Source organism: Providencia sp. M-27 (assembly GCF_011077905.1).
Lineage (GTDB): Bacteria > Pseudomonadota > Gammaproteobacteria > Enterobacterales > Enterobacteriaceae > Providencia > Providencia huaxiensis.
The window spans coordinates 38,788-58,643 of the sequence record NZ_JAALBT010000017.1; the positions used below are offsets into that span (position 1 = coordinate 38,788).

16 protein-coding genes are annotated in these 19,856 nt (G+C 41.6%); 8 read left to right on the plus strand and 8 right to left on the minus strand.

The window, feature by feature from the left end; translation table 11 throughout:
• The first annotated feature begins 234 nt into the window (after window positions 1-234).
• Complete coding sequence (locus G6Q48_RS18445; protein WP_166267912.1) at window positions 235-2,208, plus strand: TonB-dependent receptor domain-containing protein; 1,974 nt, start codon at window positions 235-237, stop codon at window positions 2,206-2,208.
• A 14-nt stretch (window positions 2,209-2,222) separates the two neighbouring features.
• Complete coding sequence (locus G6Q48_RS18450) at window positions 2,223-3,026, plus strand: DUF4198 domain-containing protein (RefSeq protein WP_166267914.1); 804 nt, start codon at window positions 2,223-2,225, stop codon at window positions 3,024-3,026.
• Between the two features lie 220 nt (window positions 3,027-3,246).
• Here G6Q48_RS18450 and G6Q48_RS18455 read toward each other — a convergent pair whose 3' ends face one another.
• The 8 genes from G6Q48_RS18455 to G6Q48_RS18490 all read right to left on the minus strand — a co-directional run bounded on the left by G6Q48_RS18455 (window position 3,247) and on the right by G6Q48_RS18490 (window position 13,148).
• On the minus strand, window positions 3,247-4,878 hold the full coding sequence (locus G6Q48_RS18455) for a sodium/sugar symporter (RefSeq protein WP_166267916.1): 1,632 nt from the start codon (window positions 4,876-4,878) through the stop codon (window positions 3,247-3,249).
• 261 nt (window positions 4,879-5,139) lie between these two features.
• Window positions 5,140-6,144, minus strand: a complete 1,005-nt coding sequence (locus G6Q48_RS18460; RefSeq protein ID WP_166267918.1) for a substrate-binding domain-containing protein — start codon at window positions 6,142-6,144, stop codon at window positions 5,140-5,142.
• 153 nt (window positions 6,145-6,297) lie between these two features.
• Complete coding sequence (gene galM, locus G6Q48_RS18465) at window positions 6,298-7,338, minus strand: galactose-1-epimerase (RefSeq protein ID WP_166267920.1); 1,041 nt, start codon at window positions 7,336-7,338, stop codon at window positions 6,298-6,300.
• A 34-nt stretch (window positions 7,339-7,372) separates the two neighbouring features.
• Window positions 7,373-8,527 carry a galactokinase gene (galK, locus tag G6Q48_RS18470; protein ID WP_166267922.1) on the minus strand — a complete coding sequence of 385 codons (1,155 nt, stop codon included), beginning with the start codon at window positions 8,525-8,527 and terminating at the stop codon, window positions 7,373-7,375.
• An 80-nt stretch (window positions 8,528-8,607) separates the two neighbouring features.
• Complete coding sequence (locus tag G6Q48_RS18475) at window positions 8,608-9,660, minus strand: UDP-glucose--hexose-1-phosphate uridylyltransferase (RefSeq protein ID WP_166267924.1); 1,053 nt, start codon at window positions 9,658-9,660, stop codon at window positions 8,608-8,610.
• Window positions 9,661-9,672: 12 nt separating this feature from the next.
• Entirely contained in the window at window positions 9,673-10,698 is a 1,026-nt protein-coding gene (gene galE, locus G6Q48_RS18480) for a UDP-glucose 4-epimerase GalE (RefSeq protein WP_166267926.1), read from the minus strand.
• A gap of 310 nt (window positions 10,699-11,008) precedes the next feature.
• Window positions 11,009-12,334, minus strand: a complete 1,326-nt coding sequence (uhpC, locus tag G6Q48_RS18485) for an MFS transporter family glucose-6-phosphate receptor UhpC (RefSeq protein WP_166267928.1) — start codon at window positions 12,332-12,334, stop codon at window positions 11,009-11,011.
• A gap of 184 nt (window positions 12,335-12,518) precedes the next feature.
• A complete protein-coding gene (locus G6Q48_RS18490) occupies window positions 12,519-13,148 on the minus strand; it encodes an NAD(P)H-binding protein (protein WP_166267930.1) in 630 nt (209 codons plus the stop codon).
• Window positions 13,149-13,357: 209 nt separating this feature from the next.
• Between G6Q48_RS18490 and hemP the strand changes: the two genes are divergently transcribed.
• From hemP to G6Q48_RS18520, 6 genes are all read left to right on the plus strand, one after another.
• Window positions 13,358-13,531, plus strand: coding sequence for a hemin uptake protein HemP (gene hemP, locus G6Q48_RS22300; RefSeq protein WP_229597470.1), 174 nt, complete (start codon window positions 13,358-13,360; stop codon window positions 13,529-13,531).
• A 430-nt stretch (window positions 13,532-13,961) separates the two neighbouring features.
• Entirely contained in the window at window positions 13,962-15,980 is a 2,019-nt protein-coding gene (locus tag G6Q48_RS18500; protein ID WP_166267932.1) for a TonB-dependent hemoglobin/transferrin/lactoferrin family receptor, read from the plus strand.
• A 25-nt stretch (window positions 15,981-16,005) separates the two neighbouring features.
• The gene (locus G6Q48_RS18505) at window positions 16,006-17,055 is read left to right on the plus strand and encodes a hemin-degrading factor (RefSeq protein ID WP_166267934.1); all 1,050 of its coding nucleotides are present in this window, start codon (window positions 16,006-16,008) and stop codon (window positions 17,053-17,055) included.
• Between the two features lie 15 nt (window positions 17,056-17,070).
• Window positions 17,071-17,892 carry an ABC transporter substrate-binding protein gene (locus G6Q48_RS18510; protein WP_166267936.1) on the plus strand — a complete coding sequence of 274 codons (822 nt, stop codon included), beginning with the start codon at window positions 17,071-17,073 and terminating at the stop codon, window positions 17,890-17,892.
• The gene (locus G6Q48_RS18515) at window positions 17,889-18,890 is read left to right on the plus strand and encodes a FecCD family ABC transporter permease (RefSeq protein WP_102137459.1); all 1,002 of its coding nucleotides are present in this window, start codon (window positions 17,889-17,891) and stop codon (window positions 18,888-18,890) included. Before G6Q48_RS18510 ends, G6Q48_RS18515 begins: the two co-directional genes overlap by 4 nt.
• A 2-nt stretch (window positions 18,891-18,892) precedes the next feature.
• Window positions 18,893-19,681 (plus strand): heme ABC transporter ATP-binding protein, encoded by a 789-nt coding sequence (locus tag G6Q48_RS18520; protein ID WP_232368237.1) that lies wholly within the window; start codon window positions 18,893-18,895, stop codon window positions 19,679-19,681.
• The last annotated feature ends 175 nt before the right edge of the window (window positions 19,682-19,856 follow it).

The following is a 19,856-nucleotide window of genomic DNA, read 5'->3' on the forward strand; positions in this document are numbered from 1 at the left end:
AAAATCAGGTGGGTTTGGGCGGCTACCGCTGAAATTCTTTTTGAAACATTCGCTTTAATGTCCAATGTGATCTTACCCATAATTAGCTGATACACAACAAAATTAGAGAATTAGCGTGGTATCGGCAGCAAAATCCAAAATAATAATTTCAAAATAATTAGAGAGAAAAACTTGAAGTTATATTGTTATGTTATAACATAACTTTCACGTATCGGATCTATATTGGGTTTATTAATGAGAACAACAGCATTAGCAACTTTTTTTATTTTATTTCTAGGGAACCATAATTCGAGTTTTGCCGTTTCTACTGCAAAAGACTCAACAATTACTGTCACAGCAACAGGTATAGAAACGGAACAATTTGAAGCACCTTCCATCGTTAATGTAGTACACAACAATACGGCATTAACTTATACCTCAATGACTGCAGGGGGACTGTTAAAAGGGATCGCGGGGCTCAGTGAAGTTGGCGTAGGTCGTACTAATGGGCAAACATTTAACTTACGGGGTTATAACAAAAATGGGGTTTTAGTTCTGGTTGATGGCGTGAAACAGGACACTGGAATGGATAAGGGAAGTGCGACATTTGTCGACCCATTTTTAATCCAAAAAGTTGAGGTTGTCAGGGGACCTATGTCAAGTTTGTATGGTAGCGGTGGACTTGGGGGAGTCATTGATTATCGTACTGTAAATGCAAAAGATTTTCTGAATGGTAACGAAAAATATGGCTTTCGCGTATTTACCGCAGGGGCAACAGGGGACCATAGCTATGGGACAGGTGTGATGGCATATGGGCGAACAGCACAATTTGATGGTTTGCTTTCGCTGAGTCAACGCCAGCGAGGTAATATTTATCAAGGAGATGGATACTCAGCACCAAATGATGAGGGAAATAATAGTTTGTTTGCCAAAGGTGAATATGCGATTGACGAAAACCAAAGTATAAGCGGCAGCATCAAACACTATAGTAGTAAATCAAAAGAACCCGGAAACCCAACAGTCACTAGTCCTAGTGTTGATAATTCAGAATACTATCACCGCAATATTACTCAGCGTGATATACAAATGAATTATCATTTTAACCCTACTTATTCAGGCTTAATTGATTTGAATACACGGCTTTATTCTTCTGAAGTGGATGTTCATTCAACACCTGCGGGACAAAAAAGTAAACACCGCAATAGCACAAGTTATGGAACAAAAATAACGAATACGAGTGTGATCCAATCGCCATTATTTGGTCAACAAATTATTGTAGGTGGCGAATTTTATCATCAAAAGCACCAACCTTCAGGTGCTGAAACCGTCTACCCTGATGGGAAAATCAATTTTTACTCAGGGCTAATCCAAGATGAGATTACATTACGTGATTTACCAATGACTTTTATCATTGGTACTCGTTATGACCATTATCAAAGTAGCAATTCAAAATATGGTGATTTAACTGCTAGCAACTACTCGCCAAAAGCCGCAATTGTATTAAATCCAACCGATTGGCTGATGCTATTTGGTTCCGCATCCTCAGCCTTTCGGGCGCCCACAATGGAAGAAATGTATCGTGATGGATTACATTTTTATTCACGAGGGAAACCTAATTATTGGGTACCAAATCCAAACTTAAAGCCTGAAACTAATAATTCACAAGAGATTGGGGTAGGCCTGACATTTGATTCTATTTTCTCTGATGGAGATAACATCGAACTGAAAGGCAGCTACTTTAATACCCATGCGAAAAATTATATAGCAACGCATGTCGATAGAAAAAAGGGAATTACCTATGCAAATAATGTCGCGTTAGCAAAAATTTGGGGATGGGATATCCAATCAAGTTATGAACATCGTGATTTCAAATTAGGCCTATCCTATAACCATACTGAAGGAATTGATGCAAATAATCGTGAATGGTTAGGAAATTTAAGTCCTGATACGGTGGTCACTTCTCTAGAAATACCCACATCACTCAGTGGAGTATCCGTCGGTTGGCGAGGCACTTTTGTCGCCCCAGCTCGCCATGTGAAAACAGGCACAGACACTCAAGCAGGCTATGTTTTAAATACATTTTCTGTGGATTATCAACCTCTCGAAAATCTAAAAGGCGTAACAGCTGCGTTAGTTTTAGATAATGCATTAAATAAGCAAGCGAATTCAATTCAAGGTGCTCCTATTGCGGGCCGCTCTGTTAATGTTTTTGTTAGTTACCAATGGTAAATAGGAATACTGAAATGAAAAACCAATTAATTACGATTAGTTTATCCACATTGTTGATGACATCTATAGCGTCCGCTCATGATGTTTGGCTCACAGCTAAGCCAATAAGCGACCGTATTATTGCTGAGATTGGCTATGGCCATGATTTCCCGTCGAAAGGACGTTTACCTAATCGACAGGATTACTTTGTATTACCGCAAATAACGACAGAACAAGGAAGTGAACCATTAGAAAGTACAGGAGCAGATTATGTTTATGAATATAAGCAAAATCTAAAGAATGCCGATAATTTCATTATATCAACAAATATGAAACCGATGTTTTGGTCTAGAACTAAGAAGGGGTGGCGGCCATTAAATAAGCAACAAGCAGAACAAGCGAGCTATTGCCAGTTTAGCGTTAAATTCGCTAAAACGATAGTGAGTGACGGTAATATCAAATTAGATAGTTATATCTTTAAACCAATAGGACAAGAATTAGAAATAGTTCCAATTAATAATATTTTTTCTAAAAATGAGCAGGTAGATTTATTTCAGGTTTTTTACCGTGGTAAGCCACTTAGTTATAGTCAAGTTGAAATAGATTCTGCTGAGTATATTAAAAATAGTCATAACCATAGTCATACCGCTAATAACGAATCAAAGCACCCACCACATACAGCGGAGTATTCAGTGACGAGTAATAATAATGGCATTATTTCCGTTAAACATTTACCTGCCGGTGAATGGATGTTGTTAACTAAGTATAAGCAACCATTTGAAAATAGTGAGCAATGTGATGAAAGTGTGGCGGTAGCAACGTTGTCATTTAAACGTTAATCGCAATCTTTTTACTGCTCTGAAAGCTTTCTTATAGATAAAATTGAATTATAGGTGAGATAGCTTTTTCTCGTGGGGTTCGGGGCAATAGATAGCTAGTCTGATTTCAGTGTTTATGATAAGCCATTATTGCGCTTAACAAACGCAAAAAAATAAGGCGGGAATTACCTTTCCCGCCTTATGCTATCATTTTACTTATCAGCTTGTTCGATGTATTTCGTTACCAGAACAGTGCATATAGAACACACAAGATAACCATAATTGCGTATGACGCAATATTGAAACCTTTCGACGTTTTAAACGTTTCGGACGTTAGGATAATTGCCCCCTCACAGTCATCTTCTTTTGCCGTTGTCAGGCTAATTAAGCCAATCACAACCGCAGTAAAGAAGAAGGTGTACATCATTTGGTCTAGGAATGGCATACCTAACGGCATCAGTTTTAAGAATAATGCAAACGGAATTGAGAGCAGCACACCGATGATCGCCCCTTTCGCATTGGTTTTCTTCCAAAACAAACCTAATAAGAATACGGCTAAGATACCTGGGCTAACTAACCCCGTATATTCCTGAATATATTGGAAAGCTTGTCCAATGTTACCCAGTAATGGGGCGATAAAGCATGCAACGATTAACGCAACGACTGCACTAATCCGCCCGACATTCACTAATTTATGATCCGCGGTTGATGGAGCAATGTATTCTTTGTAGATATCCATGGTGAAAATAGTTGCCACTGAGTTCAACATGGAAGCTAAAGAAGAGACGATAGCCGCAGCTAATGCCGCAAACACGACCCCTTTAGCGCCTACTGGTAAGAACTGAGTTAACCATGGGTAAGCTTTGTCCGCTTGAGCCAGTGTTGGTATATGTTCTTGTGCCATCGTTCCTAATCCCGCCAGTAATGCAGGGTCAGAAACAATCACAAATGCCGCAATACCCGGTACGACAACAAGGATTGGGACAATGAGTTTAAGAAATGCGGCAAAAACCAAGCCTTTTTGCGCTTCATTAATAGACTTAGCGGCTAATGCGCGTTGAATAATATATTGGTTAAAGCCCCAGTAATATAAATTGGCAACCCATAAACCACCAATTAACACTGCAATACCGGGTAAATTACTAAACTGTGGGTTGTCTTGGCTTAAAATCATTTCAAAATGCGCGGGTGCTTCACTTGCCATACGGCTCATACCTGCGAATAACCCCGCATCACCGCCAATATAGCTTACCGCCATTATTGTGGTTAAAAAGCCGCCTAAAATTAAGAAGAAAACTTGTACAACATCCGTCCACGCAACCGCAGACAGCCCGCCATAAAGAGAGTAAATCACTGCAAATAATGCTAAGCCGAAAATAGCATAATGCATTGGGATACCTAGGATTGTTTGTAGTGCTAACGACCCTAAATAAAGAACCGAAGTTAAGTTAACAAAGATAAATAATGCCAGCCAGAACACGGCTAAGATCGTTTTTAACGTTTTATTGAAACGTTTTTCAACAAACTCTGGAATAGTAAAAATGCCTTTATCAATAAACACTGGCATAAAGTATTTTGCGACAATAATCAGTGTTAGTGCTGCCATCCATTCATAGGACGCGATAGCCAAACCTATTGAAAAGCCAGAGCCCGACATACCAATAAACTGCTCTGCTGAGATATTTGCCGCAATCAATGAAGAACCAATTGCCCACCAAGGTAATGTTTTTCCTGCTAGAAAATAGTCTTTTGTACCTTTCTTTTGCCCTTTTTTATCTCGAGAAACCCAAAGACCAACACTAATAATGACAAGCACATACAGAATGAATATTCCGTAATCTAATGTGCTTAACCCAACCCCTTCAGTTTGCATAGTCAAATTCCTTCGCCAAGTGATAACAAAGCAAGTGTAAACGTTACCACAAAATATCACCGTTAAATGAATCACATATTTTCACAATATCATCTAAAATATTAACTTAGTAAGCTAAATAGCCGGAATCAATACAAAAAATCACCGAGAAGTAGAGAGAAAGTGGCGAGAACAAACCTGTTTTATAATAAATTCGTGAAGTTCATCAAATACAAATGAAAACGTTTACATTTTTTCGTCATTCTATGGACTATAAAATAATTAGGCGTGCAAAGGCCTAACTGAATTACGTTGAACCAATGTCGGAGAATAAATCAAACTTTCACCTGTCGTTTTTTCCCCTCTTGCTAAAGAGAGCGCTAGTTGAGTGGCTTTTTCTGCCATCATTTGGATAGGATAACGAATAGTTGTCAAGCGTGGATGGATATAGCGGGCAATCAACACATCATCAAAACCAATGACTGAGACCTGTTCTGGTGAGTGAATTTCATTTTCATCTAATACCGCGATGGCTCCCGCAGCCATAAAGTCGTTGTAACCCACGACCGCTGTGATTTCGAGTGATTTTATCAGCAAGTTAGTCATCGCTTGCTCCCCGCCTTCTCCATAAGGCGTACCATATTCAATATAACTATCAGACAGTTGAATACCATTATTTTTTAACGCATCTCGATAACCCTGTAAACGCTGCACGGCATCCTCAATTTGGTGATTTGAAGAAATGTACGCAATTTTAGTATGTCCATGTCGAATGAGATGTTCTGTTGCTAAATAGGCGCCCTTGTAGTTATTTAATGAAATACAACGGGTTGCAATTTCATCAATATGGCGGTTTATTAGTACCATACTTGGGACTTCTTTCGCATATTGCAGCAGTTCTGCATCATCAAGGGCTTTCGAGTGGATCACCAAAGCATCACAGCGGTTGTTGATCAATAGCTCAATAGATTGGCGCTCTTCCTTGGCATTGTGGTAACCATTACAAATCAGAATATGTTTACCGTTTTTATGCGCTACGCCATCAACGGCTTTGACCATAACGCCAAAAAAAGGGTCGGAAACATCGTTAACTAACACCCCAATGGTATTTGAACTTTGGTTCACAAGAGCACGAGCAGCGGCATTGGGGCGATAACCCAGCTTATTCATTGCACTCTTTACTGAGACAATAGAAGCTTGACTCGCCTTCGGTGATTGGTTAATCACTCGAGAAACAGTTGCAACCGAAACACCTGCTTCTTTTGCCACATCTTTGATTGTCGCCATCGTATACCTCTACAATTAGGATGGCTTATTAAACAATGCGCTAGAATTAAAAACAATGGCATAACGCATATTAAAATTATTTAAATTAAAATAATGGGTTTATGGTGCAAAAAAGAAAACACCGCTTAAATGCGGTGTTAATGATATATAGATTTAGAAAATAAATTGATAACAGGTTTCACTGCAATAAATTTGATTAGGCAGTGAAATTGGGCTGTATCGCTCTCCCCATTCGGGGTGATTAACGGCATCGGGTGGAAACTGCGTTTCAAATGCCACACCGGAAAAAGGCGTATACAATTTGGTTTTACCTGCCACTGAAACCAAATAATTCCCTGTATAAAGCTGCATGGTGGGCATCGTTGTAAAAATATTCATCTTTACGTCTCCCTCAGGAGCGCTCAACGATGCCACTGATTTGCGCCCATCGATACAGGCTGAATCAAGCACAAAAGTGTGGTCATAGCCCCCAGCCGCAACTTGGTCACTATCTTGTAGAAAATCACGACCAATGAGTTTGCTTTGGCGAAAATCAAAATAACTCCCCGTAACATCACGCCAATCTCCACTCGGGATCCCTGCTTTATCTGTAGGTAAATAATAATCGCCGTGTATAGTAAGAGCGTGATCTAACACCGTTTTTTCGCTACCTTCCCCCGCCAAATTAAAGTAAGTGTGGTTGGTTAAGTTTACAGGACAGGCCTTCGTGGTTTGGTGTTTATAACGGATAATCACTTGATTTTCATCCGTTAATTCATAACTCACCTCAACCTTTAATTCCCCGGGGAAACCTTGGTCACCATCCGGTGAGGTGAGTGAAAAAATAACCTGTTGAGCACTCAGTTGCGAAACCGCCCAAATCCGATAACTAAAATTATCTTTCCCACCATGTAAGCAATGCGCTCCTTGATTGGCTGATACTGAATAATTTTCACCGTGAATGGAAAAACGTGCATTTGCGATACGGTTAGCCACACGCCCTACTGTTGCGCCCAAGTACACGTCCTGCTCTGTGTGTTTATCCACATTCGGTGAGCCTAAAACGACATCCCGTTTTCCACTCGCTAGCGGCAAAATGCAACTCATCCAACTTGCCCCTAGACTTGTCAGGGTAATTTCCATTCCATTTTTATTGGTCAACGCGATGACTTTGGGTGTACCTAATGTCGGGTCTTTCTCTTGAGTAAACGGCATTTTATCTCAACTTTTTCAATATATTAGTTTAGTTTTAACGCACCACACTCGCGCCTGAACTTGGTTGGCAAACATAAATATCGGCTTGCAAACCTGTCGCTTTCTGATATTGCGCTTCTACTGCGTCAATCACAGGCTGCACACATTGTTGCTGCATTAATGCCACCACACAACCACCAAAGCCTCCGCCTGTCATTCGCACCCCACCTTGAGCACCTAAAACGGACTTAACGATATCCACTAAAGTATCAATTTCTTGAACTGTAATTTCAAAATCATCACGCATAGAAATATGTGATTGCGCCATTAGCTCGCTTAGCTGCAATAAGTCATTCTGTGTCAATGCTTTTGCTGCCGCCAAAGTACGTTCGTTTTCACTGATCACGTGTTTAGCTCGCTTGGCAACGATAGGGGATAATTGATGTTGCTTCTGCAAAAACTCATCAAAAGTGACATCGCGTAACGCTTTCACCCCAAACAAATTAGCGGCTTCTTCGCATTGTTGGCGACGCGTATTGTATTCACTTCCAACCAAGCCGCGTTGTTTATTTGAATTAATTATCATCACAACTAAGTCATCAGGTATGGAAATAGGAAATAGTGCCAAACTGCGGCAATCAATCAATAGAGCATGGCCTTCATCACCACACGCTGAAATAAGTTGGTCCATAATGCCGCAGTTACAACCGACAAATTGGTTCTCAGCTTGTTGGCCATTAAGTGCGATATCTTGTTGACTAATATCTAATTGATACAATGTTTTCAGTGTTTGCCCAATCACGACTTCGAGTGAGGCAGAAGAACTTAAACCAGCCCCCTGTGGTACATTTCCACTCACAGCAATATCGCAACCGTTAAATGAAAACCCGCGTTGTAACAAAAACTTCACGACACCGCGAATATAGTTTGCCCACATTTTTTCAGGCAAAAATGCAATTTCGCTATCCAAACTGAATTCATCGCACTCATTATGGTAGTCAGCTGCAACGACTCGGATTATACGGTCATCACGTTTTGACGCTGCGGTCATCGTTTGGTATTCAATGGCACAAGGCAAAACAAAACCATCATTGTAGTCCGTATGTTCACCGATAATATTCACGCGCCCTGGGGCTTGAACATAAACTTCAGGTTGATAGCCAAAGGTTTTTTCAAACGACGTGGCAACAATTTGCTTTAACGTTTCCATTTTTAATTATCCTTAATGCATAATTTGCTTAACCCAGCAAACAGCTAAGTTAATTGTAATTTGATAAATTATTTAGCGGTTTAGCTTTGCTTATAATGGCAGTAACTCACATCACGCAAACGTTGTGCGGCTTGTTCTGGTGTGAGGTCTCGCTGGGTTTCCGCTAACATTTCATACCCCACCATGAATTTTTTTACTGTCGCTGAGCGCAATAATGGTGGATAAAACAAGGCATGTAATTGCCAATGTTCAATGCCTTGGCTTTCATTCATAAAAGGCGCAAAGTGCCATCCCATTGAATATGGGAAAGAACAGTGAAATAGATTATCGTAACGGCTTGTGAGTTTTTTTAGCGCAACAGCAAGGTCTGCGCGAATGGCTTCACTCATTTCATCCATACGGCGAATGTGTCGTTTCGGTAATAGCATGGTTTCAAATGGCCAAGCCGCCCAATAAGGGACAAGTGCAATCCACTCTTCAGTTTCGACAACAATCCGTGAGCCATCTTGTTGTTCAGCTTTAATGTAATCAATCAATAAATTACGGCCATGGCGTTGGTAATATTGCGCAAGAAAATGGTCCTTGCGTGCAATTTCATTTGGTAAAAAATCACTCGCCCAAATTTGTCCATGAGGATGAGGTTGAGAGCACCCCATTATTTCCCCTTTATTTTCAAAAACCTGAACCCAAGCATAATGCTCACTTAACTCAGCGATTTGTTGCTGCCATGTTTCGACAACGCCTTCAATTTCAGATACAGACAGCTCTGGCAGTGTTTTACTGTGGTCAGGTGAAAAACAGATCACCCGGCTAACGCCACTCACCGATTGTGATTGAAATAACTCAGATGAGTTATCAGGTTGGGCGCAGGGTTGTGCTAATAACGCACCATGGTCATTTTGGAAGACATAAGTCCCTTGGTAGTTAGGATTCACTTCCCCAGAAACCCGTGTATTACCAGGGCAAAGGAAGCAATGCTCATCATATTGAGGTAAATTCTCTATTGATGGCTTTTCATCTTTACCACTCCACGGCCGTTTTGCTCGATGAGGAGACACCAACACCCACTGCCCCGTTAATGGGTTATAGCGACGATGAGGGCAATCAGAAGGGTTAAATGGCATTGTATTCATATTATTTATCTCCTAAACCTCATAACCATTGGGATTTTTTGATTGCCAACGCCAGCTGTCAGCCGCCATATCCTCTAAGGTTCGCTCCGCTTGCCATCCGAGTTCGCGGTACGCTTTTTCCGGTGTGGACCAGTATTCTGCGATATCCCCAGCACGACGGGGTTCAATCACATAAGGGATGGCTTTTCCAACTGCTTTTTCAAATGCATGTAACATTTGCAAAACACTGGTGCCGTTACCCGTGCCTAGATTGTAGCAATGTAATCCAGCTTGATTTCCAACCCCTTGCAGGGCGGCAACATGGCCATCTGCTAAATCCATGACATGAATGTAATCACGAACCCCCGTTCCATCTACCGTAGGGTAATCGTTTCCATAAATCACCAGTTTTTCTCTTTTTCCCACCGCAACTTGGGTAATATAAGGCGTTAAGTTATTTGGGATCCCTTGCGGGTCTTCTCCCATCAAACCCGATGGATGGGCACCAACAGGGTTAAAGTAGCGTAATAATGTTAATGACCATGACGGGTCTGAGTGAAATACATCAGATAAACAACGCTCAACCATGTATTTACTCGTGCCGTAAGGGCTTTGTGTATTACCCGTTGGAAACGTTTCAGTGATAGGTAAACAACTGGGTTCGCCATATACCGTGGCTGACGAACTAAAAATCAAACTTTTCACGTTCGCTTTTTGCATACAGCGCATTAATACCAATGTTCCATTAAAATTAACATCATAGTATTTAAGGGGGTTTTCTACTGATTCTCCAACCGCTTTTAGCCCTGCAAAATGAATAACTGAATGAAATTGATGAGAAGAAAAAACAGATGCTAGTTGTTGCTCGTTGCGGACATCACATTGATAAAACACCGGACGTACACCGGTTAATGCCTCAATACGATTAAGCACTTCTCGCTTTGCATTACACAAATTATCAATAATAACTGGCGATAGCCCAGCCTTTATTAATTGAACACAAGTATGACTACCGATATATCCAAGCCCGCCTGTAACGAGTATTTCAACCTGTTGCATCTCTTTTCCCCCAATACAGCCTAAATTACATTCTGTCTTCCAACGTGTCATTGCTACGGAGTATAACAACGAGTTGGGATAAGATTCTGTGATCAATCTCGACTTAGTGTAAACGTTTACACAAAATTATAAAGTTCAGTGTGTCGCGACAGTCGTCGAACCATTTAGTTGGAAGAGAACTTTTTATTATTCACAAGATGAATATGAGAGGCTTTATGATTTATACGGTTCATTAGCGCAGATTCAGGGGTAACCTTCGAAAGTAAAAAGCCCACATTTGTGGGCTCTGTCATTCATAAATCACGCTGTACTAGCCTTCTACACTGACTTTTTTCTTCGTCATTATCATTGCAATAATTAACATTAAAATTAAGAAAATGGATAAGACTAATAGCAAGGAATAGAAGCCATTCCATTGGTATTTTTCAATGACGATTGACAATGGATACCCCGCGATTGATGCCCCTATATACGCAAACAAGCTAACAAACCCTGTTGATGCTCCTGCGGCATTTTTATGCGAGTTTTCAGCGGCTGCCATCGCAATCAAGAATTGAGGACCAAAAATGAAGAACCCTGTCATAAAGAATAAGAAAGAAAATACATATTCGTTATCAACAGGAACAATCCATAAACAGAATGACGTGATAATAATTCCGAGCGCATAAATAACATTCATTTGCGCACGGTTTCCTTTAAAGATTAAATCGGAGCCCCATCCTGCAACAATTGCACCAAAGAAACCGCCAATTTCAAACATCATGACGACAGCATTGGCCGACAATAAATTAAAACCGTGCTCTTCAATTAAATACAGGTTTGCCCAGTCATTTATCCCTGTTCTGACGATGTAAATCACTGCATATGATATAGCAAGAACCCATAACACTTTATTTTTAAAGATATATTCGTTCAATATTTTGCCTAAAGGTAAACCTGCCCCTTTGGCTTCATATTTTAATTCTTCAAGGTCATTTCGCCATTCACCAACCGTCGGCAAGCCCATTGTCCGAGGCCTATCACGTAATAAAATACATAATCCAATACCAATCACAATGGCAATAATTCCCGGTATGATCATCCCATAGCGCCAACCAAGGGCTAATGCGACACCGCCCGATAGAATTGGAATTATCGCGCCACCAATATTATGTGATGTATTCCAAATGGCCCACCAGAGCCCACGTTCATTACGTGAATACCATGTATTAAGTATTTTTGCACAAGGCGGCCAACCCCAACCTTGGAAAAATGCATTTACCATCCACAACACGATAAACATACTGATTGAGGAGGTTAGCCCGAACAGGATGTTTACAACCCCTGTCGCTATCAAGCCAACCCCCATAAAATAACGTGGATTTGAACGGTCACCAATGATGCCAGAAAGGAATTTAGATGCCCCATAAGTCAGGTAAAATGCGGTTCCAACCATCCCTATATCGGCCTTTGTAATACCTAAATCAGTTAGCATTTCAGGCATAACAAAATTGAAGCTTTTGCGTGTGAAATAAAAAACGGCATAGCCAATATAACTGACAATCATTAAGTGTAATCGCCAGTATTTATATTTAGCGTCGATTTCAGATTTCGACATTGTTACTGGTATATCTGGTTGTTCTTTAAATATTGACATATTCAACCCCGGCTAAAAGTACAAGCAGGCAAAAATATGACAATAATTTAGTGGCAACAATAAGTAAAAACACCTAATTGTTACATTTTTATTACAGTTTTATTACAAAACGTTACCTTCATCAAAAAATGAATATTTTTATCTATTCCCTATAACACTCAAAAGAAAAATGAACTACCCAGTGTTATATAAGCTGTTTAGATGAAATAACATGAACCCCTTTAGTGGGGCTCACTGCGGATTCAAATAATGCCTTCGCAATATGTGTTGCAGGGCTAACTTGGCAACTGGCAGGCAATACAGATGATAGAAAAGAAATAATTCGTATCACAACAACTTCCCCCAAACGCGTATGTTCACGCTCACCACCAATCACATTCGGCCGAACCAAAGTTAAAGAATCAAAACCCAGTGACATTAAATCTTGTTCAAGCTGCCCTTTGACTCGGCTATAGAAAAATGGTGACTTCGCATTTGACCCCAACGCAGAAGTCAATACAAATGTTGGGCAACGCCATTTTTTGGCCAGCTGCGCACAGGTTAAAGGATAGGTGTAGTCTACTTGGCGAAATGCCGCCTTCGAGCCCGCCGCTTTGAGGGTTGAGCCCAGCGCACAAATCACAGCATCGACTTCCCATAATGCAGCCTCGTCAGGCAAATGATTAAAATCAACAATAGGTGCTTGTAATTTCTCATGTTCTACTAATGCATGTCGTGTTGGCGCTATCACCTGAGTCACACGAGAGTCTGCCAGAGCCAATGATAAAACATGGCTGCCCACAAGGCCTGTCGCACCTAAAAGTAATATTTTCATTTTATTCACCCATGCAATGAATGGAGAAATTCAATTATAGCCTTGTCAGTGGGGTTCCACTAGATTAATGCTGTTTTTTCGTACTAACTTAGTTTTTTGTGGCTCTTTTGTTGTTTGATTGTGAAAATTGCTTGATATTAGCAATCATTCTAAAGATAATCATTCTCAATATCATTTCGATTATCAACAAACTTAGTATGGTAAATAATATGACAGCCCCAGTTGCAGAAAATACCGTCGAAACGGCAAAACACACCGTAAAAACTGACGTGATAGAAAGCCAACAATTATTGGGCCCTGCCGGTAAGGTCTCAATTCAACATAATGGCGAGCTTTATCAATTGAGACAAACACGTACCGGTAAATTGATCTTAACTAAGTAAGCCATACCCAAAGTAAGTCGCACCAAAACTTAATTCGCAAGCCACCTAGAGCAGTTATCCAGGCAGCCAGCTTAATCTAAACATAGGAAAAGGTTTCTTATGGAGTTTAAACTGACGTCTGTATTCCACATTTGTACCGCTAAATATCGAATTAGCAAGGATAGCCACTCGATACTTTACTATCGCACAGCGGTCGCTTTCATGTGCAAAACCCTAAATAGTCCTGCTGAACACAAACCAGTAGTCTGCTATTACCTCAGCTTTATACTTTCATTATGTGTTTACTCCTCTTGCTATGTTCAGACACTACTTACATGCAATTTTTCCTGTGTCATACCGAATTCAGGTCCTCCAGACCAACGCATCGTCATCAATTAATACGAATTCACTCTGCTTAATACAGATAAAAACTATATGGAGTATCACAATTATGTCCCCTGTTTTGCGAATGTCAGTCCTGACCAGCGCCATCTTAGGCGTGATAGCAAGTGCTCAAGCACAAACGACAGAGCCAACACCCAAAAAAAACCATCATGATGTGATGACCGTTTATGCGACAGGTAGCGAACGAGACAGCTTCGAAACCCCGATGATGGTCACGGTGATCAAAAATAATTCACCTGAAACGCAAACGGCCAGCACCGTCAATGACATTTTACGCAAAGTTCCCGGAATTGGCGTCACGGGAACTAGCCGAGCGAATGGACAAGATATTTATATGCGCGGGTTTGATCGACGCGGCATTTTGACTTTAGTTGATGGTATTCGCCAAGGCACAGATACAGGCCATGTCAATGGCACCTTTATCGACCCCGCACTGATTAAGCAAGTTGAAATCATCCGTGGCCCTTCAGCTTTGCTTTATGGCAGTGGTGCTATGGGCGGTGTGATTGCTTGGGAAACTGTTGATGCCAAAGACTTATTACGTGAAGGCCAAGACCACGGTTTCCGTGTCTTTACCGAAGCTGCTACCGGCGATCATAGCTTCGGTTTCGGTGGTAGCGCATTTGGACGTAGTGATAACCTTGATGGGTTATTCAGCTTTGTCACCAAAGAAACCGGTAATGTCCGCATGAGTAATGGCGATGACATGAAAAACAAAGAAACCATCGGTAACCTGCTCGCGAAAGGTACATGGCAAATCGATGATGCACAAAAATTATCAGGCCAAATGCGCTACTATAACAACGATGCCTATGAGCCGAAAAACCCACAACAAATCACCAGTGCCAGTAAAAACTTAAAAGTGAACCGCACCACCCGCCAACGTGATGCGCAAGCTACTTACAACTTAAAACCGTCTTCGCAAGATTGGCTTAACCTGACAGTAACGCCCTATTATTCTGAGGTCAATATTACGGCTAAAGGCCAAGGCACTCCTTACGAGGGCCGGACACAGAAAACTTATGGGATGAAGGTTGATAACAAAACCAATTTCTATGATTTCCCTCTCGCTGCCCACAACTTAACGTATGGCAGTGAAGCTTATCAGCAAAAACAGACCCCTTATGCCAACACAACCCAGTTCCCTGATGCAGAAATCACCTTTGCATCCGGCTTCTTACAAGATGAAATCACCTTAAAAGATTTACCGGTTTCATTTATTGTCGGCACGCGCTATGACCATTACAAATCGAAAGCCAAAGGCAATGACGAAACCAAAGAAGGCAAATGGTCATCTAAAGGGGCGGTCAGTATTACACCAACAGATTGGTCAATGTTGTTTGCATCGTACTCTGAAGCCTTCCGTGCACCAACTATGATGGAGATGTACAACGATGAGGTTCATTTCCCAATAGGCCCCATCTTTAATAAATGGCGTCCAAATCCAAACTTAAAACCAGAGAGCACCCGTACTGCGGAATATGGGTTTGGCTTGCGTTTCAATGACTTATTAATGGAAAGGGACAACCTGCAATTTAAAGCCAGTTACTTTGATACCAAAGCCAAAGACTATATCAATACCTATGTCACACCGGAGCCTGATTTTAGAAATCCAGAAAATAATTACACCACATCAATTAACACAAAACGCGCCAAAATTTGGGGCGTAGATGCATCTTTGGATTATAAAACAGACTATTTCAGATGGAACTTAGCCTATAACCGTACCACGGGAAAAAACGAATATAACGGTGAATCAATCACTTCCATCAAACCAGAGTCATTTACCAGTAACCTCTCTATTCCTGTTGCCAATAGCGGTTTTTCAGTGGGCTGGTTAAGCGAGTTTACACGCCATACCGACTTCAATAAAGCCACTAAAGCCACCCCTCAAGCGGGCTATGCCGTACATGACTTCTACGTCAGCTACCAAGGTGACGGGCAGCTCAAAGGGTTAGGAACCAGTGTCGTATTAGGCAATGCTTTTGATAAAGAATACTACTCATCACAAGGCATTCCTCAAGATGGACGTAATGCCAAGCTGCTTGTCAGCTTCCAATGGTAATTCACACAATATTAAGGAGATAAACGTGAATTCAGCACTTTACGAGCGTTACCAACAAGCAAAAGCAGATAACAAAGCCAAATACGCTCGCGATCTCGCCGCTTATTTAAATGTATCTGAAGCTCAGCTGCTGCATAGTCGTGTTGGCCACGACAAAGCGGTTCGTTTAAACGTCGATGCCCCCACTTTATTGACAGAATTAGCCACTGTTGGAAAAGTGAAAGCGATTACCCGTAACGAGTACGTGGTTCATGAGCAAGTTGGCCGTTATGACAATGCGACATTTAGCCCCCATGGCGGTTTGATTTTAAACCCTCGTGCCCTTGATTTACGGATGTTTTTCAGCCATTGGGACGCTATCTTTGCTTTGACAGAAGACAGCAAGCACGGTGAACGTCATAGTGTCCAATTCTTTGATAAACAAGGTGATGCACTACATAAAGTTTACACCACCGATGAAACGGACATGGCGGCATGGCAAGCACTGATTGAAAAATACGCTACGCCAGACAATGCCGAGTTAACCCACGAACCTGCGGCTGCATTTACTAATCAGCCCGTCAGCGAAGAACTGAAACAACAGTTAGAGCAAGAGTGGCGCAACATGACGGACGTTCACCAGTTCTTTGTTCTGCTCAAGAAAAACAACCTCAGCCGCCAGCAAGTTTTCGCTGCGGTTAGCGATGATTTAGCGTGGAAAGTGCCTAATGATTCCTTCAATCAGCTGATTAACACGGCGTTCAAAGATCAAAACGAAATTATGATTTTTGTGGGCAACCGCGGATGTGTGCAAATTTTTACTGGTGAAATCAAAAAAATCATGCCATATCAAAGTGAAGGTTCAGACTTAAAGTGGCTAAATATTTTCAACCCTGATTTCACCTTGCACATGATTGAAAATGGGATTGCCGAATGCTGGGTTACACGTAAACCAACACAAGATGGCCATGTAACTAGCCTTGAAGTCTTCGATAACCAAGGAAATCAAATCGCACAAATGTATGGGCAGCGTACGGAAGGGACTCCAGAGCAAGAGCAATGGCGCCAACAAGTCACCGCATTACCCCGCATTTAAAATAGGTAACTTATTATGAAACAATGGCTTCTAATCTTATCAACGCTGTTTATCTCTTTTGGTTCTTATGCAGCAGAACGTATCGTCACCTTAGGGGGTGATGTGACGGAAATTGTGTATGAACTCGGAGCACAGGAACAGCTCGTTGCCCGTGACAGCACCAGCCTTCACCCAGAGCAAGCCACCAAGCTCCCTGATGTAGGCTATATGCGTATGCTTAACGCAGAAGGCGTGCTGTCAATGCGCCCGACTTTAGTACTTGCGAGTGAGTTAGCCAAACCCTCAATGGCTCTCTCGCAAATCGAAAAAAGTGGCGTAAAAATTATTAAGGTGACAGGGAAACCCAGTTTAGAAGCCATTCCAGAAAAAATTACCACCATCGCTAACGTGGTCGGTAAAACAGAGCAAGGAAAGCAATTAGTTAATCAATTTAACCAACAGCTCAGCCAAGTAAATACAACTCTTATCGATAAAAAAGTCCTGTTCATTATGAGCCACGGTGGTGTTATGCCTTTAGCGGCAGGACGGCACACAGCGGCAGACAGCGTGATTAACGCAGTCGGTGCAAAAAATGCCATGAGCAGCTTCGACAGCTATCGTCCTCTATCCCAAGAAGGTTTGCTATCAAGCCAACCCGATTTAATCATTTTCACCAAAGAAGGGGTTAAATCATTAGGAGGAATAGAAAAAGTGTGGAAATTACAAGGAATGTCAATGACCCCCGCTGGGAAAAATAAAGCGCTTCTGGTTGTTGATGATGTCGGCATGCTCACCTTCAGTTTAGGTACGCCTGAAGTCATGAAACAACTACGTGAGGCATTAGAAAAATCCCAATGAGTCGCTTTAAAAACCCATTTTTGGTGATTATCGTTTTATTGTTCGCACTTGGTGGTTTAGTTCTCATCGCGTCGAATGCAGGCGCAATGAACTTTTCATTAAAAGCACTGTGGCAGGCATCTGCCACAGACTCGGATTGGCAGATATGGCTGAATATCCGCCTTCCTCGTGTGTTAATTGCCATTTTAGTCGGCCTTGCTTTGGCGGTGTCTGGTGCCATTATGCAAGGGTTATTTCGTAATCCTCTCGCAGATCCGAGCTTACTCGGTATCAGCAGCGGTGCAGCCCTATCCGTTGCTGCATTTATTGTTTTCTCGGTTTCATTACCTACCGTGATGCAAGGGTATGGCCATGTTGCTGCCGCTTTTATTGGTAGCCTAGCCGTTTCTTTTATTATTTTTAGCTTAAATCGCTCATCAAATGGCAACCTCGCAAAGTTACTTCTCGCAGGCATCGCTATCAATGCACTGTGCATGTCATTCATTGGCGTTCTTAGCTATATCAGCAATGACCAACAACTAAGAACATTCAGCTTATGGATGATGGGCACACTCGGTAATGTTGACTGGACGTCATTGACCATTGCAGCTTCAGTGATTCTGCCTATTTGTGCTATCTGTCTAATGCAGGGCGCTAAACTCAATATTCTGCAATTAGGCGATGAAGATGCACATTACCTTGGGCTTAATGTTGAACGAACCAAATTTATTTTATTATTCCTCAGTGCCATGTTAGTCGGTTGTGCTGTTGCTATGAGCGGCGTTATTGGTTTTGTTGGCCTCGTGGTTCCGCACCTCATTCGCATGACGCTCGGGCCTGATCATCGTTGGCTCATTCCAGGTTCAGCTATCGTCGGTGCGGGGTTATTACTCATTGCCGATACTGTCGCGAGGACTGCGGTTGCACCTGCTGAAATTCCTGTTGGTTTACTGACAGGTTTGATTGGTGGCCCCTACTTCTTATGGCTTATTTTACGCCAGCCTGCAGGGAGGATCTAAATATGCAAACAAAACCGTTCTTGTTAGAAGCCCAAAATTTATCGTATAAAATCAGTGAAAAAACGCTTATAGATAATGTGAGTTTATCTATTGAGCAAGGGGAATTCGTGGTGATTATTGGTCCCAATGGCGCAGGGAAATCCAGCCTATTAAAATTGCTAACAGGCTATAACACCCCAACTCATGGCGCATGTTTTATTGAGGGCCGAGCGATGGTTGACTGGGACCATAATGCATTAGCGCGAAAACGTGCCGTCATGAAACAACATAGTCACTTACAATTTGCTTTTACTGTTGAAGATGTCGTTGCGATGGGGAGAACCCCCTACGGCTCAGAGCACAAACACACCGCCATCGATGAAGCCTTATCACAAACCAGTTGCCAATCACTACGGCAGCGAGACTACCGCCAACTTTCAGGGGGGGAACAGCAACGCGTTCAATTGGCTCGAGTATTAGCGCAATTATGGCAACCCACAGCTCAACCCGCTTGTTTGTTTCTCGATGAACCCACTTCAGCGCTTGATTTATATCACCAACAACATAGCTTACGGCTACTACATCAACTTACACGTCAACGACCGTTAGGCGTTTGCTGTGTATTACATGACCTTAATCTAACCGCATTATATGCAGATAAAGTGTTATTAATTCATGATGGGAAGTTGGTCGCCCAAGGTTCCCCTACCGATGTTTTAACGACTGAAAACTTAACACGTTGGTACCAAGCTGACCTCGGTGTAACTCAACATCCTGAAAATAATACGCCTCACATTTATTTGCGTCACTAACTTAGGCTTAATAAGCACTTTATTTAACCCATTTTAAAGGTAAGGTGCTTTGTTATTTAGATCTTATTAAAAAATCATCAAGTCATATCTATTTTAATATTTAACTAATAGATTTAATAATCTTAATTTTTATATCAATAACCTTTACTCCCTTAGTGCACTTCAGTTAATAAAA

Excerpts from the sequence above, each read along its gene's own strand:
- uhpC (WP_166267928.1), bottom strand. The coding sequence starts at position 12,334 with ATGTCAATATTTAAAGAACAACCAGATATACCAGTAACAATGTCGAAA.
- galE (WP_166267926.1), bottom strand. The coding sequence starts at position 10,698 with ATGCAACAGGTTGAAATACTCGTTACAGGCGGGCTTGGATATATCGGT.
- galM (WP_166267920.1), bottom strand. The coding sequence starts at position 7,338 with ATGCCGTTTACTCAAGAGAAAGACCCGACATTAGGTACACCCAAAGTC.
- G6Q48_RS18450 (WP_166267914.1), top strand. The coding sequence starts at position 2,223 with ATGAAAAACCAATTAATTACGATTAGTTTATCCACATTGTTGATGACA.
- G6Q48_RS18500 (WP_166267932.1), top strand. The coding sequence starts at position 13,962 with ATGTCCCCTGTTTTGCGAATGTCAGTCCTGACCAGCGCCATCTTAGGC.
- G6Q48_RS18475 (WP_166267924.1), bottom strand. The coding sequence starts at position 9,660 with ATGAATACAATGCCATTTAACCCTTCTGATTGCCCTCATCGTCGCTAT.
- G6Q48_RS18445 (WP_166267912.1), top strand. The coding sequence starts at position 235 with ATGAGAACAACAGCATTAGCAACTTTTTTTATTTTATTTCTAGGGAAC.
- G6Q48_RS18490 (WP_166267930.1), bottom strand. The coding sequence starts at position 13,148 with ATGAAAATATTACTTTTAGGTGCGACAGGCCTTGTGGGCAGCCATGTT.
- G6Q48_RS18455 (WP_166267916.1), bottom strand. The coding sequence starts at position 4,878 with ATGCAAACTGAAGGGGTTGGGTTAAGCACATTAGATTACGGAATATTC.
- G6Q48_RS18460 (WP_166267918.1), bottom strand. The coding sequence starts at position 6,144 with ATGGCGACAATCAAAGATGTGGCAAAAGAAGCAGGTGTTTCGGTTGCA.
- hemP (WP_229597470.1), top strand. The coding sequence starts at position 13,358 with ATGACAGCCCCAGTTGCAGAAAATACCGTCGAAACGGCAAAACACACC.
- G6Q48_RS18515 (WP_102137459.1), top strand. The coding sequence starts at position 17,889 with ATGAGTCGCTTTAAAAACCCATTTTTGGTGATTATCGTTTTATTGTTC.
- galK (WP_166267922.1), bottom strand. The coding sequence starts at position 8,527 with ATGGAAACGTTAAAGCAAATTGTTGCCACGTCGTTTGAAAAAACCTTT.
- G6Q48_RS18510 (WP_166267936.1), top strand. The coding sequence starts at position 17,071 with ATGAAACAATGGCTTCTAATCTTATCAACGCTGTTTATCTCTTTTGGT.
- G6Q48_RS18520 (WP_232368237.1), top strand. The coding sequence starts at position 18,893 with ATGCAAACAAAACCGTTCTTGTTAGAAGCCCAAAATTTATCGTATAAA.